Source organism: Chryseobacterium arthrosphaerae (assembly GCF_001684965.1).
GTDB lineage: Bacteria > Bacteroidota > Bacteroidia > Flavobacteriales > Weeksellaceae > Chryseobacterium > Chryseobacterium arthrosphaerae.
The window spans coordinates 431,288-455,847 of the sequence record NZ_MAYG01000012.1 but is presented as its reverse complement, the minus strand read 5'-3'; the positions used below and the strand labels follow the sequence as shown (position 1 = coordinate 455,847).

Genomic DNA, 24,560 nt, shown 5'->3' with positions numbered 1-24,560 from the left:
TATTTAATCTAAACATTTAAACGAAATGAAATTATATATTTCCAGGTTGATACTTGGTGCATTATTCTTATTTACACAATTTATAGCGGCTCAAAATCTTTCAAAAAATCAGTTCAGAGTAAAAGGGAACTGTGAAATGTGCAAAACCAGAATTGAAAGTGCTGCTAAAAAAGCAGGCGCTAAAACAGCCGTATATTCAATTGATTTACAAACATTAACTATAGAAACCGACAAAGCTTCTTCAGATGATATTCTGAAAAAAGTAGCGGAAGCAGGCCATGACAATGAGAAATTCAAGGCTCCTGACACCACCTATGAAGGACTTCCGGGATGTTGTCACTACGACAGAGACCTACAGCCTTCACAGGCAGAAACTCATCATGAGCATCATATGGAAGCCAAAGTTCTCCATAAAAAAGAAAACGAATTCTACGTAAGAGGAAACTGTGCTTCCTGTAAGGCCAGAATTGAAAAAGCAGCAAAAGATGCCGGAGCTGACACTGCAGAATGGAAGGCAGAAAAACAGACCGTTACTTTAAATTTTGATGCTTCAAAAACGTCGTCAGATCAAATTCTGAAGGCCATTGCTGATGCAGGGCATGATAACGAAAAATACAAAGCCGCTGATACAGTTTACAACAGTCTTCCGGGATGTTGCTTGTATGACAGGGATTTTACTTTCGGAGAACCTAATCCAAAGGTACATTATGAAGAAGAGACAAAGCAGGATGATCATAAAGAACATCAGAACTCCGCTTCTGATGAAGCTCACAGCAAGCATGAAAAAAACATTGAAGGCGTAGTGGTGACAGGTTCTAAGGCTGCAACAGCTTTAAGTAAAAAAGAAGCGGGACTTGTTTTTAATATTGATAAAAAAGAACTTCTGAAAGCCGCATGCTGTAACCTCTCTGAAAGCTTTGAAACCAACGCGACGGTTGACGTTTCCTTCAGCAATGCCGTGACCGGAACAAAACAACTGAAAATGCTTGGTCTGGATCAGAAATATACAAGTTTAACGAAAGAACAGCTTCCAGAAATCAGAGGGCTTGCTTCCGCATACGGATTGAATTTCATTCCCGGAAGATGGATTGAAAGCATCCAGCTGACGAAGGGAGGAAGTACAGTAACAAACGGTTATGAAAGCATTACCGGACAGATCAACACGGAGCTTCTGAAAAACGCAAAGACTCCGGAAACTTCACTGAACCTTTTCTCGGATTTCAATGGAAGGGCAGAAATCAATATTACGAATGTTTCTCCTATCAACGATAAATGGACCCAGACTTTCCTTCTGCATGGAAACGGAACGTTCGGAAATACGGATATGAATCACGATACTTTTCTTGACAGACCGAAAGGGACTCAGATCAATGCCGCCTATCTCCTTAACTATAATGATCTGGAAAAATCAGGTTTCGGATCTCACTTCGGGATTAATTTTATCCGGGATGAAAGAACGGCAGGACAGGTTGGCTTTGATAAAAAACTGGCTCAGGATGAGCAATATGACTATGGTGTAGGAATTGATATTTCAAGATTCCAGGTATGGAACAAGACAGGATATGTTTTTAAAGGAAAGCCTTATCAGAGCATTGGCTGGATGAACCAGTATGTATATCACCAGCAGGACAGCTTTTTCGGATTGAGAAATTATGCGGGACAGCAGCATACCTATTATTCCAATTTAATTTTTGAAAGCATCATCGGGAATACCAATCATAAATATAAAGCAGGAGCAAGCTTTTTATATGACGGTTACAAAGAAACATATCTGACCAATGACTTCAGAAGAAACGAAATTGTTCCCGGAATTTTTGCCGAATATACATTAACGGGCTTAAAATATACATTGGTAGCAGGTACAAGAGTGGATTTTCATAACCTGGCCGGAACTCAGTTTACCCCAAGGGTTAATTTTAAATATGATTTCACACCGCAGACGATTTTAAGACTTTCTGCCGGAAGAGGATTCAGAACCGCGAATGTATTTGCTGAAAGCCAGCAGTATTTTGCCTCAAACAGAGCGATAACGATCCTTCCCAATAACGGAAATATTTATGGATTGAAGCCTGAAATCGCATGGAATTACGGAGCCAGTTTACAGCAGGAATTCAAATTATTCGGAAGAAAATCAAGCATTATTGCCGACTTCTTCAGAACAGATTTCCAGGATCAGGTGTTGGTAGATTTAGACCGTTCTCCTCAGCAGCTGACATTCTATAACCTTGACGGAAAATCATTTGCCAACTCTTTCCAGACGCAGTGGGACTTTATGCCATTCAAAAACTTTGAAGTAAGAATGGCTTATAAATATTACGATGTACAGGCTGATTACATCGGAGGAAGAAGAGAGGTGCCTTTTATGGCTAAACACAGAGGTTTTGTGAACCTGGCCTATTCTACCAATAAGAATAATAACGGAGGATTCTGGAGCTTTGATACGACTTTAAACTGGGTAGGAAAACAGAGGCTTCCTGATACTTCAGACAATCCTGCAGAGTTTCAGTTACCGGCGTACTCCAATTCATATGCTGTATTGAATGCACAGGTTTCAAGAAACTTCAACAAAAAGATCAGGGCTTATGTAGGTGGGGAAAATCTTACTTCCTATTATCAGAAAAACGCAATCGTTGATTTCAGAAACCCTTTTGGAAATTATTTTGATGGCGGAATGGTATACGCTCCGATTATGAAAGCGAACTTCTATGTGGGACTGGATGTGACGTTTTAACAGTCAGTAATAACGAAGGAAATCAAGCTTCCTGACCGAATAAAAAAATCGGCTTCAATATTGAAGCCGATTTTTTATTTATCTTCCAAAATCATCCTGCACTCTTACAATATCATCCTCGTCTGAAGGATTGGATGCATCCGTATGCTGCCAGATTTCTGCAACGATACCCCAGCCGGTCAGACCGATTAATCTGTGTCTTTCGCCCTGCTGAAGTTTTATCTGATCTTTCGGATTGTATTCTGCCAATTCTCCTTCATCGTCCGTATTGCTTCTTTTGATTCCTACCGTTCCTTCCACTACCTGCCAGATCTCTGCCCTTCTGTGGTGATACTGCCAGCTTAGTCTTGCTTCGGGAGCAACAATAAGAATCTTAGGGCTCAGCTTTCCTCCTATTCTCAGGTTTTCCACATCAATTCCGTCAAAATACTGGTTGGCAAAATCCTGTGCCTGGGTTTCGTCAATCACAAAAAAACCTCCCCAAGGTCTTGTTTCATCTTTTGCTGCGATCGTAAACCCCTGGGTCTGCAGCATCTTCTCTACTCTATCGAATATTTCTTTTTTTTCTGTACTCATTACAGTTTATATTTCTGAATTAAAATTTATTTTCTGATTATTCTTTTGACATTGAATACGGAAAATCTTTTTCCTGTGAACCTCTTTCCTTATTCGGTCTGCTGTCCATTTTAAAATCTAAAACCGCTCCTTTCATAAGCTCCTGATGGCTCAGCCAGTTTTTGGAGTAAGGCTGCCGGTTTACATTTAACGATTTTACATACACGTTGTCTGCACTGTTTTCCGGTGCTTTTATTTCAATTTTTTTACCGTTTTCAAGATGAATGGTTGCTTCTTTAAACAAGGGTGCTCCCAAAACATACTGATCGGTTGCCGGTGTTACCGGATAAAACCCTAACGCTGAGAAAATGTACCAGGCTGAAGTCTGTCCGTTATCCTCGTCTCCGCAATAGCCATCCGGGGTTGCATGATACAGCTTATCCATGACCTGTCTTGCCCAATACTGCGTCTTATAGGGAGCTCCGGCGTAGTTATACAGGTATATCATATGCTGGATCGGCTGATTTCCGTGAGCATACTGCCCCATATTCATGATCTGCATTTCCCTGATCTCATGGATCACGCCTCCGTAATAACTGTCATCAAAAACCGGCGGAAGAGAAAATACCTCATCCAGTTTTGCTTCAAATTTCTTCTTTCCTCCCATCAGTTCTGCAAGACCGTTTATATCCTGGAAAACCGACCATGTATAATGCCAGCTGTTTCCCTCAGTAAAAGCATCTCCCCATTTGAAAGGGTTGAAAGGCTTCTGGAAATTCCCATCTTTATTTTTACCACGCATCAGACCTGTTTCTTTATCAAACAGATTTTTGTAATTATACGCTCTTTTTTTGTAAATATCAATTTCTGAAGCAGGTTTTCCCAATGCTTTCCCCAGCTGATAAATGGAAAAGTCATCATAAGCATATTCTAATGTTCTTGCCGCATTTTCATTGATTTTCACATCGTAAGGGACGTAACCTAACTTGTTGTAATATTCTACTCCTGCACGGCCTACCGCTTCAATAGGGCCTTCATTATTGGCTCCGTGCTTTACGGCCTGCCAAAGGGTTTCCACATCATATCCCCTAAGTCCTTTGATGTAAGCGTCTGCTACTACGGAGGCAGAGTTGTTTCCGATCATAATATCAGAATAGCCCGGGCTGCTCCATTCCGGTAAGAAACCACCTTCTTTGTAAGCATTGGCCAGCCCTTCCTGCATTTCAACATTGATCGACGGATAAACAAGATTCAGGAACGGGTACAATGCACGGAAAGTATCCCAGAAACCTGTCCCGGCAAACATTCTCCCTTCTTCAATTTTACCATTGTAAGGGCTCCAGTGCTTTATCTTGTTCTGAGCATCGATCTCGTATAATTTCTGCGGGAAAAATAAAGTTCTGTACAGAGAGGAATAAAAAGTCCGCATCTGCTGGTCTGTTCCTCCTTTTACTTCCAGTTTTCCCAATGTTTTGTTCCAGATATTTTTAGCCTCTGTTTTTACCTGATCAAAGTTTCTGTTTCCGATCTCTCTTTTAAGGTTCAGTTCTGCCTGTTCAAAGCTGATGAATGAAGAGGCTACTTTTGCATAAACGGCTTCTTTATTTTTAAGCTTAAAACCCACTACTGCTCCGGCATGATCGCTCGTGATTTCCAACTGGTCATTCACAAGTTTATCATCCTTCCAGGTTTTTGTGAGTTCAAAATCTTTATCAAACTGAATTACAAAATAGTTTTTAAAGTTTTCATATTTCCCGGTAGAATATCTGGTAGTGTATCCGAGGATTTTCCTTTCTTTAGGAAGAATTTTAACGTAAGACCCTTTGTTCAGGGCATCAATCACTACATAGGCGCTATCGGTCTTCGGAAAATCGAATTTAAAGAAAGAGGCTCTTTCCGTAGGAGTCAGTTCTGTGGTTACATTAATGTCTGCCAGATAAACGCTGTAGAAATAAGGGGTAGAAACCTCGGCTTTATGGCTGAACCAGCTTGCCCTGTCTTCTTCCTTAAATTTTACTTTCCCTACGCCCGGCATGATGGCAAATGCGCCGTAATCGTTCATCCAGGGAGAAGGCTGATGCGTTTGTTTGAATCCTTTTATCTTGTCTGCATCATAGGTATATGCCCATCCGTCACCCATTTTTCCCGTCTGAGGGGTCCAGATATTCATTCCCCATGGAAGCCCGACTGCCGGATAGGTATTCCCGTTTGACAGTGAAGGTTTGGACTGGGTTCCCATTAAAGGATTCACATAATCTACCGGTGACAAGCTCTGGCCAAAAGCCCAGGCCTGTACTACAAGAAAAAAAGTAGAAAATAGAGACTTCATTGTATCGTTTCGTTTATTAATTATTTAAGCTTTTTTAATGCATAGCTGGCGGCTCCCAAAATGGCGGCATCTTCAAAGATGGCAGAGATTTTAACCGGCAAGTTAATATTATTCTTTGTTAAATTCTGAATAAATCTTGCTTCAAAATGAGGATAGGCTTTCGCAATATTTCCTCCTATAACTAAAACTTCCGGTTTATAATGATCCACATATTTCACAATAAATTCAGCAAATGAATCTGCGTATTCATCAAATATCTGCGTCTGTATTTCAGCAGGTTTGTCCAACAGATCTTTGGTTCCGGAAATCTGCTCACCTGTCAGCTCCTGATAGCGATTTACAAACCAGCGTGTTGCCAGGTAGTCTTCACAAATGGAGTCTTTAAACGGGGAATCCCACAGGTCTTCATCCGTTGCCAGCTCACCGTCATAAAAAGTAGTTCCCAAACCTGTTCCCAGCGTCACCCCGAAAATCTTTTTAAAGCCCTGGACACAGCCTCCGAACACTTCTCCTTCCATAAATGCTGCAGCATCGTTTACAAAATGAATCCGGTCCGTAGAAACCGATAATCTTTTCGCCAGTTCTTCTTTGATATTTACCTGGTAGATGTCGAGAAATTTTCCGTGGAGCATCAGAGATATTCCGTTTTCGTAATCGAAAGGCCCGGGCATTGCAATTCCTATCAGAAGGTCTTCCTGAGCGAGATCGTGAGATGTTTTACTGATTGCTGAAATCCACGCCGAGAAAATCGTTTCCTTATCATCAAATGAATTGACATGTTCCCGTACATAGGTTGAAGAAATGATTTCCCGTTTTTCAGGATCTACCTGAGCCATTGTAATATGCGAACCTCCAATATCTATTCCTACTATATTTTGCATAAGTTTTTTATTTAAATTTAAATTCAAACCGTTTTATGACCGGAAAAACAGACAAACCGATGAAATCATCCGCCTGCCTGTTTTCGGTGTGAGACTTTATCTTTTCAGATTAAAATCCTGATGTTACAGATTTATTTCACAATAATTTTTCCGGATGATATGATCTTGTTACCTGCAGCAGTAATTTTGTAAAGATAAGTACCACCGGTTAAATCCTGTGTATTCACTACGTTATTATTTTTATTAATATTCTGTTTTTTGGACAATTTCCCTGAAGCATCGTACAATGAAATTTCATCTGCTGAGCGATCATCAACTCTGAAATACATGTCGTTTCCTCTCTTAACAGGATTAGGATAAACCTGATTTTCCTTTATCAGTTCCGTATCTTTTACCGATAAAGAAGCCGGACAAGGTACCTCTGTCTTCCAGTTGGTATCAGACATATTGATCAGTGTTGCAGCATGGGTATTAGGGGTAGCATCCAGGGCTCCGATACCGCTTCCTTCATCCATTTTCCAGTTAGCTTCAAGGTTAGCAGCATTAGGTGCTACATTACATTTATTATCCAGGATTTCCTGTGCGGTCAATGCTCTTTTCCATACTCTGAACTCATCCAGGGAGCCATTAAGGGTACGGGAATTATCGTAGTTTCTGGCTAAATAAAGAATTCCATTGGCTGTAAAATTTCCGGTAACCGGAGTACTGGCATCAAGGCTTCCGTTCACATAAAGCTTCATTGCAGTTCCGTCGTACGTTGCTGCTACATGATACCATGTATTCGGGTTGAATGCCGTATTGGTATTAAGCTTCACCTGGGAAGATCCGAAGCTCAGAGTAAACTGCAGTTTATTGTTCGCCAGGTTTCCATCTCCGAATCTGAGAATCGCAGAATTACTATCTCCTACTTCAATACCGATAACCGATGAAATATAAGGGAATCCTGATTTGAATGCATTCACTTTCACCCATCCTTCAAATGTAAGGGCATTTCCACTGAGGTTAAACTGTCCTGCATTCAGGTATTGTGTACTTCCGTTGAAAGACAAAGATCTTGGGCCGGGACTGGTAACAGGTGCGAAACCGCTGTTAAATGCTCCTTCTCCTGAATAGGTACTTGTGGTTCCTCCTGCACATACTGCCTGCACTTTCCATACATAGTTTGTATTAGGTGTCAGGTTTTGTAATGAATAGGAATTGGTGGTAATATTCGGAATTTCAGACCATGTTGTGGCAGTGGCTGTTTTATACTGTAATGTATATGAAGTTGCATTGCCTGCATCCCATGACAGCTGTGCTGTATTACCAAGGAAACTTCCGGAAGTCAATCCTGATGGCGTAGTGCAGCCACTTCCGGAGTTAAACCTTGGTGCAAAAATATAAGTACTTGTTAATGTCGGGGAACAGTTGGACTGTATTCTCCAGTCATAGTCTGTGTTCATGGTAAGATTATTTACCACAACATTACTTCCTGAATAATTACTTGCTACATTCGTCCAGGTCGTTGAACCGGCGGGTTTGTAATCGATATTGTAAGTCTGGGATGCGTTGGAAGCCCAGTTCAGCTTAGCAGAAGTTCCCATCACATTGGAAACTTCAAGGCCAAGCGGCGGATCACAGGTCTGCCCCTGAGACCATGAATATAACTGCCCGCTTAGAAGTGTGTTTTCGTTATAAAGAATATTCGATCCTGTGCTGAGATAATTCGCCACATTTGTTCCTCCAAGATCATACCACATGAATACGCCATATCCGTCATTTTTAGTACTTGTCGCCAGGCTTGACAGTGTAGAGGCGGAAGTTGAGCCAGAATTACTGTTCTGTATCCAGGTGGCTGCAGCAGAAAGCTTTGTTTTGGTAAGCGGCGGAACACTTGGAGCATTGTATGTTCCGTACATCGCATTCCAGCTGTAATCAATATAATTTCCGGCCTGATCTCCATTATAACTTTGTCTTGTTGTTGCCGGCCCATAATAATAGAAGGTAACCAGTTTATCAGGCATTGCCGCTTTAAGTTCCTGCAGGAGCATAACAAAAGAGCTGTTATTAGGCTGTCCGGTTCCGTTATTTCCGTAGCCTGCATACTCATCATCCAGATCCACGCCATCCAGTCCGTAAGTATAAACGGTATGGGCAACCTGTAATGCAAAATCTTTAGCCGCTTCACGATTAGGGAAATTGGAAATCCCGGCTCCCTGATGATTTCCCAATATGTCTAATAATACCTTGATCCCTTTCTGCTGCAAAGGCTTTACATAGGTATTGACATCATTAAGTACCTTGGTAACATTATTATTATTTGAAATATAAGCTCTGCTTTTGGAGACATCATAATTGATATTTGCAGCAAAGATAATTGCAACGTCAAAAAGCTGTCTGTTGGTATTCTGCAGAGTATAAGACCCTGCATTCAGCATATTGTTGTTATTTACTTCCACATAGCAGACCCCTAAAGGATTAAGCTGCTGGGCTTTGAACAAAGGGGTTCCCTGAAGCATCAGAGCGATGAAGGGAATAAAAAAGGATTTTTTTTTCATATCTATTTATTTTATCAAATGGGAAAATCACCGGGCCTGGACCCGGTGATGGATGGATTATTTTACAATTAATTTCTCTGTGTGTTTCAGGCTTCCGTCCTGAGATTCAAACTGAACGATATAGTTTCCGGATGAAAGTGCGGACAGGTTATACTGATAATTTCCGGCTTTCATGATCTGGCTGTCTACCATTCTTCCGTTAAAGTCATAAACCGTTAGTTTTCCTCTGCTGTATCCGTCCGGAACAGAAACCGTCAGTGACGAAGACTTACTGGCGGGGTTCGGGTACATTTTTATCTGATTCTTACCACTGCCTTCCGTCGGGCTGATTGCTTTCTGAGTTGTATTGTTACCTGCAAGCCTAGAAGTACCTGTTGTACATGGTACATCGGTACCCCAATTGGAAGCATCAACTCCGGTTAAAGTTAATGTCACTCCGTTCCCTGAAGTGTCCTGAACAGATGAACCGCTTCCTTCGTTAAACTTCCAGTAAGCCGCAAGCGAAGTTGCCGGAACTGATACATTACACATATTCTGGCTGATCTCTGTCTGGCTTAATGCACGTTTCCAGACTCTTACCTCATCTACTTTACCATTGAAGTTTCTGGATGTATTGTAAAGGTAGCCGACATTGAATGCTCCGTTTGAATTTACACTTCCTGTCTGTGATCTGCTGGCATCCAGCACTCCGTTGATATAAATCTTCATAGCGGCTCCGTCATAGGTTGCGGCCACATGATACCAGGTATTGGCATTCAATGCGGTAGTGGAAGTCAGTTTCTGCTGTACATTATTGATACTTAGTACAAACTGAACTTTATTGTTCGCTATATTCGCATCTCCCAATCGTAAAAATGCCGAATTGCTGTCACTTACCTCTGTTCCCATAATTGACGAAATATATGGGGAAGCCGATTTAAAAGATGAAGGTTTGATCCAGCCTTCAAAAGACAGTGCGGAGCCACCCAGATTCATATTTCCGGCTGCTCCGGATTCTGTGCTTCCATCCAGCGATAATGCAGAAGAACCTGTAGGAGCAGTTCCTGAAGCACTTGTAAATCTTGGGGCAAACATATAGGTACTTTTCACACTGCAGTTCGTTCTGATTCTCCAGTCGTAATCAGTATTGGCTGTTAATCCTGTTATGGTAACCGATGTAGCATTCAAGGCTGTTGCAGCATTGGTCCAAGTTACGGAAGAAGCCGGTTTATAATCAACATCATAGGTACTGGTTCCTACCGCTGACCAGTTCAGTTTAGCACTTGTTCCCGTAAGATTGCTGGTAAATAATCCGATAGGGGCATCACAGTTGGTTCCCTGCGTCCATGACTGTAAAGTACCGCTTAAAACGGTCGGCTCTCCGTACAACGTCTGGGTTCCTGCTGAAAGCTGTGCTGTTTCGTTGGTTCCGTGAAGATCATACCACATGAAAACTCCATATCCTCCATTTTTGGTTTGAGTGGCTAAACTTGTTGTGGTAGAATTGGATGTATTACCCATCCAGACTGCTGCGGGAGAGATCTGTGCTTTGGTAAGCGGAGGTACATTCGGAGCAGAGAAAGTTCCGTACATCGCATTCCAGCTATAGTTTACATTATCTCCAACTCTTGCCCCGTTCCAGGAAAGTCTTGAAGCAGCGGGGCCATAATAATAAAATGAAATAATCTTATTCGGCAATAATGCTCTGAGCTCCTGAACCAGCATTACAAAAGAGCTGTCATTAGGCTGGCCTGTTCCGTTATTTCCGTATTCTGAATATTCATCATCAAAATCAATTCCATCCAGACCGTAGGTATTCACCGTATTGGCAAGCTGCTGTGCAAAATCTCTTGCGGCTTCACGGGTAGGAAAATTACAGATCCCTGCTCCCTGGTGATTTCCCAGAATGGTCAACACTACTTTCATTCCCTTTTGCTGAAGGGGCTTTATGTAGGTATCGGCATTCGTAAGCACCTTGGTCACATTGTTATTAGAATACAGATAAGCCCTGCCACGGCTGGTATCATAATTGATATTCGCAGCAAAAATATTGACAACATTAAACAGGTAGCTGTTCGATGTCTGCAGTTTGTACGCTCCTGCATTCAGGAGATTGTTATTATTCACTTCCACATAGCATATTCCTGTAGGATTCAGCTGCTGTGCGTTCATCAGAGAACCTGACTGAAACATCATGGCGATCAGTGCGGTAAAGATGGATTTTTTTTTCATTGTATAATTTTTTTAAGGTGTTTTTTGGGGTTTCAATTTTATACAGCATTCCCCTGACACCTTCTTTTCGAGGAAGGAATCTCAGATAAATCACCATATAAAAGAGAGGGCTATGTCAGTAGCTCCGGGTTTTCGTTAAAGGTTTTCCATAACAATTCGCCAAACAGGGTATTGGCCCATGCAAACCATTCCCTGGTGAACTTTTTGTCGTTGTCTTTATGGAAGGACTCATGCATAAAGCCTGTCCCGCCGTGCGTTTTCTGTAAGGTATCAATACACCATCTGATCTCACTCTTATCATTTGTAGTGAGCGCTTTCATAATGATACTCATTGGCCAGATCATATCCAGCCCGATATGTGGCCCTCCTATTCCCTCTGCCAACTTACCTTTGAAAAAGAAAGGATTGTTTTCTGACCATACAAATTTTCTTGTATTCAAATAAACAGGATCATCAGCTTTTACCGCATCCAGATAAGGTAATCCCAATAAACTCGGGCAGTTTGCATCATCCATCAGGTTATAGCTTCCAAAGCCATTCACTTCAAAAGCATATATTTTCCCAAATTCAGGATGATTATAAATTCCGTATTTTTTAATGGCGGCATCCACTTCATCCGCAAGACTGGTAAGCTGTTGAGCCAGTGCTTTTTCATTTTTGATCTGGGAAACCATTTCTGCTGCCTGGCGTAAACTTACCACGGCAAACAGATTCGATGGGATCAGGAATCCATAGATGGTTGCATCATCACTCGGACGGAACATAGAGCTGATCAGTCCTACAGGCTTTGTAGGATAACCGTAGCCTCCCATAGGAACACCATCTGTAGCCCATGCTGTTGTACGCTCGAATTTGTAAGGTCCGAGGTCTTTCTTTCTCTGCTGCTCTGTGAAAGTCTGTAAGGTCAGCTTAATTCCTTTCAGCCAATTGGCATCGAAGGGCTTTGTATCTCCTGTTGTCTTCCAGAAATGATAAGCCAGACGGATAGGATAACATAAGGAATCAATTTCCCATTTTCTTTCATGGGTCCCGGGCTTCATATCGGTGTGATCATATTCTTTCCACTTGCTGATCTTCTGATCATCGTTGTAGAAAGCATTTGCATAAGGATCTTTGAGAATAAATGCTGTCTGTTTATGGATAACTCCTGAAATCAGTCTGTGGAGTTTTTCATCTTTCTTTGAGAACTGCAGATAAGGAAAAACCTGTGCAGAACTGTCACGAAGCCACATGGCATCAATATCTCCTGTAATAACATAAGTATCAGGTGTTCCGTTGGCTTCGCTATAGAAAACGGTAGTATCCAATGTATTCGGGAAGCAGTTTTCAAAAAGCCAGGACAGTTCTTTATTCTTCACTTTCTTCTTAAAAGCTGCGATGGCACTTTCCACGGATTCACTGGTAAAATGTCTTTTCTCTTTTGGAACACGGACAACAGGAAAATCCCCGCTGAACAGGTTCTTAGCAAAAACATTCTGGGTAAACAGCAGTCCGGCTCCTGCCAGTGCACTTGTTTTAATAAAATTTCTCCTTTCCATTGATACTATTGTTTCGTTTATTTTTATCAGTCTTATTTTACAGGTTTACTTCCCATTACAAATCTCAGTTCCCCACCATTCATGATGTCACTGTGGTTCAGCTCCCAGCTTTTGTACTCTTTCCCGTTCAGGAACATTTTCTGCACATAGATATTTTTATCTGAAATTTTATCGGCAATCACCGTGAAGGTCTTTCCGTTTTCCAGCTGTAAAGAAGCTTTTGGGAATTGTGGTGCTCCGATGGCATATACAGGTTTCCCCGGCGTTACCGGATAGAATCCTAATGAAGAGAAAATATACCATGCCGACATTTGCCCGCAGTCTTCATTGTTGACAATTCCGTCAGGCTTTGCAGCGTACATATTGTCTCTGATATATTTTACCATTTTCTGGGTTTTGTGAGGACTTCCCGCATAGTTGTACAGGTATGGAACGTGATGTCCCGGCTCATCTCCAAATCCCAGAGAACCGATGAATCCTGAAATATCAACATGCTGCTCTCCCTGCATATTCAATGCTTCTGAGAATGTTTTATCCAGTTTTTCTTCAAATCTTGTTTTTCCTCCGTATAGATTCATCATTTCATCAATCTGATGCGGAACAAAGAAATCATAGGCCCAGATATTTCCTGAAACCCAGTGTGGCTGAAGCTTTTTCCAGTCATTAAGAGGGAAATCTGCTAAGAATTTTCCGTCTTTCTGTCTTGGCCAGAAGTGATTATTTTCTTTGTTGAAGGTATTCAGGAAGCTCATGGATCGTTTCTTATAGACTTCCGCTTCGTCTTTCTTTCCTAATTTCTCAGCCAGCTGCTGAATGCACCAATCATCGTAGGCATATTCTAAAGTTGCAGAAACAGAAGCCCCGTTTTCTGATGGGGTATATCCTAATTTAATATAATCATTAAGACCTCCGCCTCCGTCACTGCTGCTCATTTTATCCGTCAGAGAAGCATCTTTCATGGCTGCAAAAGCTTTTTCAGGGTCAATTCCCGGAACGCCTTTGGAAATAGCATCCCAGATGACCGATGCACTGTGGTATCCCAGCATACAGAAGTTATCGTATCCGCAAAGTTCCCAGATCGGCATATGATCCTTACGGTCTGTATACCTGCTGATCAGGGAATTGGCAAATTCCTTCGTATGTTTCTGGTCCATAATAGTCAATAATGGATGTGTTGCCCTGAATCCGTCCCAGTAAGAATACGTACTGTAGTTGGTGAACCATTTGGTATTCATGTTTTCCTGAGCAGCCACATAATCTCCATTCACGTCCATGTATAAATTTGGTGCAATGAAGGTATGGTAAACTCCTGTGTAGAAAATTTTTCTCTGGCTCTCTGTACCTCCTGTCACCTGAAATCTCCCGATAAGGTCCCGCCATGTTTTTTGAGCGGTTTCCCTTGCTTTGGCAAAATCTACATTTTTAGCTTCTGTATCAAAGTTTTCCTGCGCATTTTCCGTGCTTACAGGAGATAAAGATACTTTTACCTCAACACTCTCATTAGCTTCCGTTGCAAATCTTACAAAGGCTTTTGCGTCTTTGGCCAATGCAATTTTTTCATTGTTTTTAATTTTTCCTTCGGCATACACCCCATAGGATTTAAATGGTTTGGAAAACTCCATGACGAAATAGGCAAACCGTTTTCCGCCCCAGCCGTTGCTGTAGCAGTAGCCTTTTATTTTATTGTTTCCTTCTATGCTTACCAGGGTGTGGTAGATATTTCCGAAGATCTTATTCGTAGGATCAATAATGATATTGGCTTCGTCAGTTTTCGGGAACGTATATTTATGGAAACCTACACGAGGGGAAGCGGTAAGCTCAGCCTTAACTCCATAGCTGTCAAGCATTACCGAATAATATCCCGGTGATGCCGTTTCTTTATCATGACTGAATGTTGAACGATACCCTGTTTCCGGCTTATCTTCCTGGCCAGGAACCATTTTTACCTGGCCTACCGTTGGCATTACCAGAATATCTCCAAGATCTGCCCAACCTGTTCCGCTAAGGTGATTGTGGCTGAATCCCATGATCGTCTTGCTGCTGTAATGGTAACCGGAACACCAGTCCCAGTCACCGCTTTTCGTGTTCTGATCCGGGCTTAGCTGAATCATTCCAAACGGTGTGGTGGCTCCGGGAAAGGTATGACCATGGCCACCTGTTCCTATGAAAGGATCTACCCAGGAAAGAACATCGTTCTTGTTTTGCTGGGCATTAGACAGAGAAACCAGGGTTGTAAAAAAACAGATAAGCAATTCTTTTTTCATGATAAAAGGTATCAGGATTTTTTAATTTAAAAGTTGGTTTAAAAATAGGAAAACCATTACAAAGATCCCAACAATAAAGGGAATTAGGCTGATGGTCATATTTTCAAAAAACTTTATCATTATTTAGATTGAATTTTTTTTCATAAAATCAATAATTTCTGAGATATATCCGAAAGCAATCGCCACTACAGTATCGGCAGCGCCATAGTATACGGTTACTTTATCTCCTTCCGTAAGTGCTGCACAAGGGAAAACCACATTCGGAACATCTCCTGTAAGCTCATACAACTCAGCCGGGGCCAGCAGATAAGGTTTCGTTCTGTATAATACTTTTGTAGGATCTTCAAGGTCCAGCAATGCAGCTCCCATAGAATATCTGAATCCTCTGCAGGTATTGATCACTCCGTGATAGAAAAGCAGCCATCCTTCTTCGGTTTTAATAGGAACAGGCCCGCCACCGATCTTGGTACATTGCCATGCACTGTCTTCAAAAGGGGTTACTTTCATTACGCAACGGTGCTCGCCCCAATATTTCATATCCGGACTATAGCTGATATAGATGTCACCGAAAGGCGTATGTCCGTTGTCACTCGGACGGCTCAACATGGCATATTTACCATTGATTTTTTCAGGGAAAAGAACTCCGTTTCTGTTGAAGGGAAGGAATGCATTTTCGCACTGGAAAAATTCTTTAAAGTCAAAAGTATATCCGATTCCGATGGTAGGTCCGTTATATCCGTTGCACCACGTGATCCAGTAACGGTCTTCGATGAAGGTAACGCGGGGATCGTATTTATAATCAGATTCGATCATATCGGTATTTCCTGCTTTCATTTCAATAGGATCGTGATTGATTTCCCAATTGATCCCGTCTTTGCTGAAACCGGCAAAAATATTCATCTGCACGGCTTTATTATCACAGCGGAATACTCCTGCGAACCCATCTTCAAAAGGGATTACCGCACTGTTGAATATACTGTTGGATGTAGGTATCGCATATCTGTTAATGATCGGGTTTTCGGAAAACCTCCACATAATATCATTGCAACCTTCCGGGCGATCCTGCCATGGGATCATTACTGATTGAGCTGTCATAAAGTAGTTTTTACTTTTTATTTTTATTTAATTGTTTGATTGAGTACTTAAACCTAACAGTTTTTTAAAACCTGTTTAATTATATTCTTCTTTATTTTCTGAATAAGGGAAAGGAACGAATAGGGTTACAAGGAATGCCGGAATTGTGGCAATCAATACCCAGACAAAGAATATTTTATATCCTACCCAGTCACTGATCATTCCGCTGAACATCCCGGGGATCATCACTCCGAGGTTCATAATTCCTGTCGCAAATGCATAGTGGGCTGTTTTATGTTTTCCGGGAGCAATCTGCTGCATCATATACAGCATCAATCCTACAAAACCAAATCCATATCCAAAATATTCCACTACCACAGCAATGCCTACGGGTAAAAGATCAACCGGCTGATAATGGGCCAGTAATGCATAGACCACAAAAGGAATATTGAAGGCACAACACAACCATATCAGTGATTTTTTTAACCCTCTGGCTGAGATAAAATATCCTGCCAGCACAGATCCCAGAATAAATGCTGCTGATCCGTAGGTTCCATAGATAAGCCCGATATCGGATGTTGACAAACCCAATCCTCCCGAAGTTCTTGGTGCTTTAAAAAATAATGGTGCTATTTTTATAGCAAAGCCTTCTGCAAAACGGTATAATATAATGAACAGGACTGACCAGAGAATGCTCTTTTTCGTAAAGAAAGAAGTGATAACCTCCAACAGTTCTTTACGGACGTTTCCAGCTGTTTTTTCCTGTTTCGGAACCTCATCTTTATCTTCTTTCGGAAGGATGAGATAATGATAGACTGCCAGAGCAAAAAACAATACAGCATAGATTACCATAATGATCATCCAAGCATTGGTAACTCCTTTTGTTTTTTCTAATACGCCTGCAAAATAAACCAGTGCACCGCTACTTATGATCTTCGCCAGATTGTAAAAAGCTCCCTGCCAGCCAATATATCTCGCCTGTTCTTTATTGGAAAGAAGCCCGATATACGTTCCGTCTGCCACCACATCATGGGTGGCTCCGCAAAATGCCACTACAGCAAAAAGCGCAATACTGTATTTGAAAAAGTCATGCAAAGGCAGACTTAATGCAATTAAAGCAAACAGAATCCCAATGGCAAACTGGGTAAAAACAACAAAGAACTTTTTCGTTTTATAGATCTCCAGGAAAGGGCTCCAAAGGGGCTTTAAAGTCCAGGAGAACATGATAAAGGCTGTCCAGAAAGTAATCTGCGAATCCGAAACGCCCATATCTTTATACATGATTCCGGAAACTGCATTAATGGTTACAAAGGGAACACCCATTGCAAAATATAATGTAGATATCCAAAGAATTGGCTGGATCCGACGTACTCCGGAGTTGTTGTTTCCCATATTTAAAAATAAGATTCTAAAGAAAAAGAGAACATCTCAAAATTTCATTCCGGCTAAAACGAAACTATAAATTTATAAGAGAGCCTACGTTACCCTCCTGCCTGAATGAATCAGATATAATCTGACTTTTGAGATGCCTCTGTATTGTTAAATGATTTGAGCGTTATTTTTTATCCCACCATAATCTGGTTCCTCCGGTATCAGGACCGTTAAGCGTCTGTACCGCCTGCTGGTAATTATACAAAGAGGTTTTGGTATCAATAGTAAATGGAATTCTTCTGATCATTGCTTCTGTGCTGATTGCTCCGCCACTGTCATTCTTTCTTATTTTAAACAGAACCGGATATCCTGTTCTTCTCTGTTCAGCCCAGGCTTCCGGACCATTCGGATAAAGAGAAAGCCATTTCTGAGTAATGATTCTTTCTAATTTTCTCTCATTGGTGTCGCTGTTATTCCATGCAATGGTGATGGTACTTAGCTGAGGATCTCCAAGAGGAATGTTATTTGCTGCATTTTTAGGGTCAACATAAGGTGCTTCTGTAGAAGTAGTATCAGCCAGATAAGCACCCACATTAGCACTTTTCCCCCATTCGCCGAAAGACTGCTGAACTCCGGTAGTGTAGTTGGTTTGAATGTCACCTGCTCCTGCATATCCTCTTAAGGCGGCCTCTGCTTTCAGGAACCAGGTTTCTGCAGCAGTGAACAGTTTCATTTTACCATCAGTTCCGGAGAAGTAATCACCGGTTGCTGACTTTGCCTGCGGTTGTGAAAAAGCCCCATAGGTTGATTTACCGTTTAACAGATCAATTCCCTGACGTACTCCTATATATTTTCCCTGTACGTCTGCATCATTGGCAGGAATAGCATAAGCGGGAAGTCTCGGGTCATGATATCCGTTCATATACGCCATCAAAGGAGCTCCAATCAAACAGTCACCCCATGAGTAAATGATAAAGCTCAATTCAGACTGTCCTACGCTGAGCAAGGCATTGTCTGCATTATCGGTAATCAGCCCTGCGGATGACGCTAATGCTTCTTCTGCGTATTGTTTTGATTTTGCAGGATCGGCATAACTCATTCTCATAGCCAGCCTCAGTTTCAGAGAATTGGCCAGCTTTGCCCATTGAGCCATATTTCCCCCGTATACTAAATCTGCTTTTTTCAAAGCTGTTTTATCTTCTACACTCTGTGTTGCAGAAGTAGCAACCACTTTCTGTAAGTCGGCAATAGCAGTACTAAGATCAGCGATAAAATAATTATAAGCATCCTGTTGAGAGTCAAAATCAGTAGTCCCGTTAGGATTGGGTTTTTCATATTTGCTGTAGACCACAGGTCCGTGACTGTCTGAAACTCTTGCTGCCGTAATGACTTTCAGTACCTTTTTAACAGCCAGTGTTCCTGTAAAATCTACTCCTTTATAGATATTCGCAGCGGCATTGTCAATGATGATTGAATAATTAAAAATATCCTGTTGTCTGGCAATGATTCTATTGTTCCATCCGTCCATCATAGAATAGGTAAGGTTATTTACCCCGCCGTTAAATGGTGTGGCTGTACTAAACATACCGCTGTACATATCAGCGCTAAGATTAGGATATAGCTGATAGTCTGACTGCAGTCCTCTCTGAATGGATTTCATTGGGTCAACAACGGCAATAAAATCTGCATAAAAATTTTCAGGTCCTCCCGCTTTCTGCTGATTATATTCTTCGAAGTCATTGGTACATCCTGAAGCAGAAAACAGCACTGCAACACCGAACACAAATGTTTTAATATGATTGATTTTCATTTTTAGTAATTGTAAAAGTTAGAAGTTCGCTTTTAATGATAATCCGATAGATCGGGTAACCGGAAGTCCAAATGAATCTACCCCAACTCCACCAGGTGTATTTCCTGATACCTGCTCGGGATCAAACGGTGCTTTTTTGTAGAAGAAGAATAAATTGGTTCCCACTAAACTTACCGTTGCATTCTTCATATATTTTGAATTGATATCAAATGTATATGAAATAGAAGCTTGGCGTAAACGTACTGTTGTAGCACTATACAGATAAGCTTCATCAATTCCTTTTCCGTATCCTTCTGTAGTTCCTACCGTTTTATAATAATCTTTTGCATTCGTCAGACCGGTGTAAGCCTGTCCGGCATTGGGAGTTCCCGGGGCATATACTGCGTTCGGAACAGATACTCCTCCGGCATCTCTTGCATCGGCAGTAGCCTGGCTTACCCCATACAAATCATTGGCTTTTTCTGTAAGAGAAAGAACTTTCCCTCCAAATTTACCATCAATAAGGAAAGAAATTCCCAGCTTACCAATATTAAAGGAGTTATTGAATCCCATGATAAACTTAGGGTTCGGATTTCCCAGATAAGTAGGGGTGCTTTCTGCCAATGGAACTCCTTTATCATTTACCAGAATACGTCCCTGGTCATCTCTCTTAAATTTAATTCCATAAAGATCTCCGAAAGAGCCTCCCAGCTTCAGCTTGGTATATTCTCCCCCTCCGGCCAGTGAGAAAAATGTTTCTTCCGGAACAGGCAGACTTGAAGGAAATAATTCAACAATTTTATTTTTGTTGGCTGAGGCATTCACGGTAGTGGTCCAGCCGAATTTTTCTGAATTGAAAACTTTATAAGATAATGAAGATTCAAAACCTGTATTACGGATTTTTCCTGCATTAATATAGTACCACCCCGGCTTCAATCCTCCAAAATAGGAATCTATCTTTGTCTCCAGCAACTGGTTACTTGTATTGGAATTGTAGTAAGTAATATCAAAACTTAATCTATTATCCAACATCCTCAGCTCGGTACCCGCCTCAAACGTTTTATTGAATTCAGGTTTTGGAAATAATTCTTTATACTTAGGATCTGTAATAAAAGAACTTCTTGGAAATACAAGTGTTCCTGCATCTACTCCATAGGTATATCCCTTATTGTATTCAATCATTGCATTGGAGATATTGGTAGGCAACCCCAATCCGACCGTTGCATAAGATCCTCTTACTTTCCAGAAGTTAATGACTTCCGGAAGTTTGAAGACAGAAGACAATACAGCATTAGCCCCCACAGATTCGTAATCAAATCCAGTTCTTCCGGTTAAAGCCAAACTGGAATCCCAGTCGTTTCTGAAGGTCATATCTACGTAAAACATATTTTTGTACCCTATGGAAGCACTCGCAAAAACAGACTGTACCTGTTTTTTCATGTTGGTATAGATATTATGATATCCATCCCCTGGTGCCCTTTTCAACCCCCATGTAAGGTTGTTTAAAGTGAAAAGGTTAGGGATTACCAAATAAGCATTATCTATCTGTGTTATTTTGTTTCTTGTCGTGTTAGTACTTGCCCCTACTGTAAAATCCAAGGAGATGGTCTCATTTATTTTAGGGCTACCGATAAGCAACACATCACCATAGGTAGAAGAGTTCTCATAGGTATTTTTTAGAATCCGTCCATTAATACCTTCATTCACAGCCAATAAACTCGGTGCTGAAAAAGCAGCAATATCACGCTGGCTATCTGAAATATTCCAGCTATAATTTCCTCTTACTCTTGCAGATAACCACGGATTGATCTGATAGGAAAGCGCAACGGCTCCATATGCATTTTTATTGGCTACTGTAACAGGATTTCTGTTTAGAATCCAGTAAGGGTTCTGGGTTACCGGGTTTCCTTTGAAACTTCCATCCGGGTTAACTTCCCACCAGTTTTGAGCAGGCAAAAATCTTTCTTTGTTTAAATAGGAATAATTATCAGGTCCATATTGATCAAAATCAACCCCTCTTGGCAACCAATACAAACTTGTTAAAGGAGAAAAAGAAGCTCCCGGTGTCTGTCTGTTCTTGCTTTCCTGTAATGAACCGATAAAATTGGCATCCAACGTCAGCTTATCATCCAGAAACTTACTTGAATTTCTGAAAGATATATTATACTGATCAAAATAGCTTATAGGAACCACTCCTTTATTGGTGGTATTTCCAATAGAAAAGTAATTCGTTGATCTTTCGTTTCCGGACTGGAATGAAAGGCTGTTGACCCAGGTTGTTCCTGTCTGCAGAAAATCTTTAAGATAATCCTTAGATGCTCCTTTTGCACCCCAGCTTTCCGTTGACTGGCCCGGCTGCTGGCCCGCAACAGCTGGATCATAGGACAAATAACTTTGCTGAAGCTTGGGAAGACTGTACGCTCTTTCCACTGTAAGGCTGCTGCTGTAAGTGATTGCACTTTTCCCCGCACGTCCTTTTCTCGTAGTAATCAGAATAGCACCGTTTCCTCCGGCAGATCCATACAATGCTGAAGCAGAAGCTCCTTTCAGGAAGTTGATGCTTTCAATATCATCAGGGTTGATGGAGCTCAATACATCTCCGGGATCAGGCATATTGGAATACTGCCCGATATCTGCTGATTTTCCTGTTCCATTGATAATAGGAATTCCATCAATTACATACAGCGGTTGTGTAGTGTTTACAGACTTATCTCCTCTCATAATCACCCTTACGGAGCTTCCTACCCCATTGGTTCTGTTTACCTGCACATTGGAAACTTTTCCATTGATCGAATTTAATAGATTGGGAGTTTTCACTTCTGTAAGCTCATCGCCGCCAATCTGCTGGCTGGAATACGTCAGGGAGCGTGCCTGCCTTTTGATCCCCAAAGAGGTGACTACGACCTCCTGAATGTTGGTTGTCTTCGTAGTGTCAGCCGATTTTTTTTCCTGTGCGGTGGCAGAAAGTGAAAAAACGAACAGAACGGGTATAACTGCTTTTCTCATAAGGTTTAGATTCGTTAGATTTAATTGAGAATCAATCACATTACTTCATATTTTCAATACACAGAGATTATTGTTTTTTCAGCAATATTTTGCTGTTTATGTATTAAATTATTTAAAGTTTTGTTAAGATTTAATTCACATTGACAAATCTAAATTTTGTTGCCAGTCTGATATAATACTATTTTATCATAAAACGATATTATTTTTTCAGCGGCTAAAAATAAAAGTAAATAACACACTACATATCAATAAAATACACCATCAACCCAACAATCAATAAAAGTGGATTTATTTTAGAATAATGATCAATAAAAAAGTTTGGAGAATAAATTCCGGGCTCTGTTATTCTATCTTTTTCACCCCCTTAAACTGTTCTCTGAATTCAGTAGGTGTTGTTTTTTTGATCGACTTAAAGACCTTATTAAAATTCGCAATATTGTTAAAACCTGCTTCAAAGGCAATTTCAAAAACAGTAAGATTTTTTTCCATCAGCCAGCGGGCTGCATAGCTGATCCTGATCTCATTCAGATAATTGATAAATGTTTTTCCGGTTCTTTTTTTAATAAACCGGTTGAAGGTCACATTGCTCATATTGACCAGCGAAGCCACCTTATCCAGGGTGATTTTGTTTTCAAAATTCTTATGGACAAAATCATGAATCCGTTTCATTTTATCATTATCAGCAAAGGTTTCAAGCTCTATGCTGTAGGATGACAGAAGAGTTTTGTCTTCTGCCGTGGCCAGTTCATTCAAAATCTTCATAATTTCGATAAAAGATTCAAAACTGTTCATTTTAGATAAATTGAGAAATGAATCTTTCAGTTTTTCAGCCGTTTCCGTAGAGAAAAGAATTCCCCGGATGGAATCTTTCATGAGATTATTGATGGGTTTCAGGATATTTTTTTCCATCAGAGACTGGTTAAAGAAATCCTGGTTAAACTGAACTGTAATCTCGTGGGTCTTCCTGTTTTTGCATCGGTAGTTGGCCCAGCAGTGAGGTAAGTTCGGTCCTACCAGTACCAGTTCTATATTCCCTATCTCACCGGTATGATCCCCGATCATTCTGCGGTACCCTTTGCCTTTGTAGATAAAATTTATTTCAATTTCAGGATGATAATGGTAAGGAAAGTCAAATGAGGCTTTGATTCTGTCAAATACCAGAAAACTGTCTTCAGGAGATAGTGGAGTTATTTCTCTGAGAATATTTTCTAATTCGCTCATGCAGGCAGTTTTGAAAAAAGGGTTAATAATTGAGTTGGCAGTACAAATATTTGTAAAATTGATAAAATAATATCAATGTAAAAACATATTTTAGTTTTTTTATTCTGATTTCATATGCAAACCAGAACAAATACAGATTCCTGAGGTCTTTTTTGTATCTTTAAGCTAAAGTTAAAATATGCCGCAATCCCTTATTTTTGAAGATCAGTATAAAAGACTTGGGCTGAAGTTTTTTTCAGAAGAGAATCTGGAGGATTTCAACAGCAATCAGTTTAAAACAGATATTAAAGTATTTTTTATTCCTTCAGGATATGATCTTACGGTAGATTTCAATCATTATCACGTCAAAAAACCTTCCCTGTTTTTCCTTACCGGCCAGCATCTGCATATAAAAAACGGAAAAGAAGAATCTATACTTCTTCATTATAACCGTGATTTTTACTGTATCCAGATTCATGATAAAGAGGTGGCCTGTGACGGATTACTCTTTCACAATGTATTTGAAATTCCATTTGTAGAACTTGATGATTCCGAAGTATTACTGATGAAAAACCTATTTCAGAACATTCAGGATGAGCTTGAGTGGAATGATTCTTCTGCGGAAGAAATGATCAGAACATATGTAAAGCAGATCATCATCCGGGCAACCAGAAAATGGAAAAAAGAGAACCTGGATAACGATATAATAAAAATTCCCGGCAGTGAGCTTGATATATTCAGAGATTTCAGCCGGCATCTGGAAATTCATTTCAGGGAAAAACACAATGTAGCAGATTATGCAGCCCTGCTTCATCTGGCTCCGAAAACGTTAACGCATAAATTTAAAAACCTTAATCTGGATTCCCCGAACCAATTCATCATCAACAGAATTTTACTGGAAGCCAAAAGACTGCTGTTCTACACTGATAAACCTGTAAAGGAAATTGCCTATGATCTGGGCTATGAAGATCCTGCTTATTTTAACCGGCTTTTCACAGGAAAAACCGGAAGCACTCCTGCAAACTTTAAGAAAAATTACTCGTCGGGAAAAAAGTACAATATTTAAGTCTTTTT

Annotated in this window: 14 protein-coding genes; 2 read left to right on the top strand and 12 right to left on the bottom strand. The window is 40.7% G+C overall.

Going from position 1 to position 24,560, the window contains the following annotated elements; translation table 11 throughout:
* The first annotated feature begins 25 nt into the window (after positions 1-25).
* Complete coding sequence (locus tag BBI00_RS17450; RefSeq protein WP_065400136.1) at positions 26-2,731, top strand: TonB-dependent receptor domain-containing protein; 2,706 nt, start codon at positions 26-28, stop codon at positions 2,729-2,731.
* Positions 2,732-2,809: 78 nt separating this feature from the next.
* On the opposite strand, the gene BBI00_RS17445 is transcribed toward BBI00_RS17450, so the two are convergent.
* The 12 genes from BBI00_RS17445 to BBI00_RS17390 form a co-directional block, all read right to left on the bottom strand.
* Complete coding sequence (locus BBI00_RS17445; protein ID WP_065400135.1) at positions 2,810-3,307, bottom strand: cupin domain-containing protein; 498 nt, start codon at positions 3,305-3,307, stop codon at positions 2,810-2,812.
* A 37-nt stretch (positions 3,308-3,344) separates the two neighbouring features.
* Positions 3,345-5,615: a GH92 family glycosyl hydrolase gene (locus BBI00_RS17440; RefSeq protein WP_065400134.1), complete on the bottom strand. Its 2,271-nt coding sequence runs from the start codon at positions 5,613-5,615 to the stop codon at positions 3,345-3,347.
* Positions 5,616-5,635: 20 nt separating this feature from the next.
* Positions 5,636-6,496, bottom strand: coding sequence for an ROK family protein (locus BBI00_RS17435; protein WP_065400133.1), 861 nt, complete (start codon positions 6,494-6,496; stop codon positions 5,636-5,638).
* Between the two features lie 131 nt (positions 6,497-6,627).
* A complete protein-coding gene (locus tag BBI00_RS17430) occupies positions 6,628-9,033 on the bottom strand; it encodes an endo-beta-N-acetylglucosaminidase H (RefSeq protein WP_065400132.1) in 2,406 nt (801 codons plus the stop codon).
* Between the two features lie 57 nt (positions 9,034-9,090).
* A complete protein-coding gene (locus BBI00_RS17425; protein WP_065400131.1) occupies positions 9,091-11,244 on the bottom strand; it encodes an endo-beta-N-acetylglucosaminidase H in 2,154 nt (717 codons plus the stop codon).
* A gap of 110 nt (positions 11,245-11,354) precedes the next feature.
* The gene (locus BBI00_RS17420; RefSeq protein WP_065400130.1) at positions 11,355-12,782 is read right to left on the bottom strand and encodes a glycoside hydrolase family 125 protein; all 1,428 of its coding nucleotides are present in this window, start codon (positions 12,780-12,782) and stop codon (positions 11,355-11,357) included.
* Between the two features lie 32 nt (positions 12,783-12,814).
* Positions 12,815-15,046: a GH92 family glycosyl hydrolase gene (locus BBI00_RS17415; RefSeq protein WP_065400129.1), complete on the bottom strand. Its 2,232-nt coding sequence runs from the start codon at positions 15,044-15,046 to the stop codon at positions 12,815-12,817.
* 123 nt (positions 15,047-15,169) lie between these two features.
* Positions 15,170-16,141 carry a glycoside hydrolase family 130 protein gene (locus BBI00_RS17410; protein WP_065400128.1) on the bottom strand — a complete coding sequence of 324 codons (972 nt, stop codon included), beginning with the start codon at positions 16,139-16,141 and terminating at the stop codon, positions 15,170-15,172.
* 75 nt (positions 16,142-16,216) lie between these two features.
* Entirely contained in the window at positions 16,217-17,512 is a 1,296-nt protein-coding gene (locus BBI00_RS17405) for an MFS transporter (protein ID WP_065400127.1), read from the bottom strand.
* Positions 17,513-17,675: 163 nt separating this feature from the next.
* Entirely contained in the window at positions 17,676-19,301 is a 1,626-nt protein-coding gene (locus BBI00_RS17400; protein ID WP_065400126.1) for a SusD/RagB family nutrient-binding outer membrane lipoprotein, read from the bottom strand.
* A gap of 18 nt (positions 19,302-19,319) precedes the next feature.
* Positions 19,320-22,286: a SusC/RagA family TonB-linked outer membrane protein gene (locus BBI00_RS17395; protein WP_083988561.1), complete on the bottom strand. Its 2,967-nt coding sequence runs from the start codon at positions 22,284-22,286 to the stop codon at positions 19,320-19,322.
* 342 nt (positions 22,287-22,628) lie between these two features.
* Positions 22,629-23,507, bottom strand: coding sequence for an AraC family transcriptional regulator (locus BBI00_RS17390; protein ID WP_065400125.1), 879 nt, complete (start codon positions 23,505-23,507; stop codon positions 22,629-22,631).
* 178 nt (positions 23,508-23,685) lie between these two features.
* Between BBI00_RS17390 and BBI00_RS17385 the strand changes: the two genes are divergently transcribed.
* The gene (locus BBI00_RS17385) at positions 23,686-24,552 is read left to right on the top strand and encodes a helix-turn-helix domain-containing protein (RefSeq protein WP_065400124.1); all 867 of its coding nucleotides are present in this window, start codon (positions 23,686-23,688) and stop codon (positions 24,550-24,552) included.
* The last annotated feature ends 8 nt before the right edge of the window (positions 24,553-24,560 follow it).

Bases quoted from the DNA above. Each gene is read 5' to 3' on its own strand.
- BBI00_RS17450 (WP_065400136.1), top strand. From the start codon at position 26: ATGAAATTATATATTTCCAGGTTGATACTTGGTGCATTATTCTTATTT.
- BBI00_RS17445 (WP_065400135.1), bottom strand. From the start codon at position 3,307: ATGAGTACAGAAAAAAAAGAAATATTCGATAGAGTAGAGAAGATGCTG.
- BBI00_RS17440 (WP_065400134.1), bottom strand. From the start codon at position 5,615: ATGAAGTCTCTATTTTCTACTTTTTTTCTTGTAGTACAGGCCTGGGCT.
- BBI00_RS17435 (WP_065400133.1), bottom strand. From the start codon at position 6,496: ATGCAAAATATAGTAGGAATAGATATTGGAGGTTCGCATATTACAATG.
- BBI00_RS17430 (WP_065400132.1), bottom strand. From the start codon at position 9,033: ATGAAAAAAAAATCCTTTTTTATTCCCTTCATCGCTCTGATGCTTCAG.
- BBI00_RS17425 (WP_065400131.1), bottom strand. From the start codon at position 11,244: ATGAAAAAAAAATCCATCTTTACCGCACTGATCGCCATGATGTTTCAG.
- BBI00_RS17420 (WP_065400130.1), bottom strand. From the start codon at position 12,782: ATGGAAAGGAGAAATTTTATTAAAACAAGTGCACTGGCAGGAGCCGGA.
- BBI00_RS17415 (WP_065400129.1), bottom strand. From the start codon at position 15,046: ATGAAAAAAGAATTGCTTATCTGTTTTTTTACAACCCTGGTTTCTCTG.
- BBI00_RS17410 (WP_065400128.1), bottom strand. From the start codon at position 16,141: ATGACAGCTCAATCAGTAATGATCCCATGGCAGGATCGCCCGGAAGGT.
- BBI00_RS17405 (WP_065400127.1), bottom strand. From the start codon at position 17,512: ATGGGAAACAACAACTCCGGAGTACGTCGGATCCAGCCAATTCTTTGG.
- BBI00_RS17400 (WP_065400126.1), bottom strand. From the start codon at position 19,301: ATGAAAATCAATCATATTAAAACATTTGTGTTCGGTGTTGCAGTGCTG.
- BBI00_RS17395 (WP_083988561.1), bottom strand. From the start codon at position 22,286: ATGAGAAAAGCAGTTATACCCGTTCTGTTCGTTTTTTCACTTTCTGCC.
- BBI00_RS17390 (WP_065400125.1), bottom strand. From the start codon at position 23,507: ATGAGCGAATTAGAAAATATTCTCAGAGAAATAACTCCACTATCTCCT.
- BBI00_RS17385 (WP_065400124.1), top strand. From the start codon at position 23,686: ATGCCGCAATCCCTTATTTTTGAAGATCAGTATAAAAGACTTGGGCTG.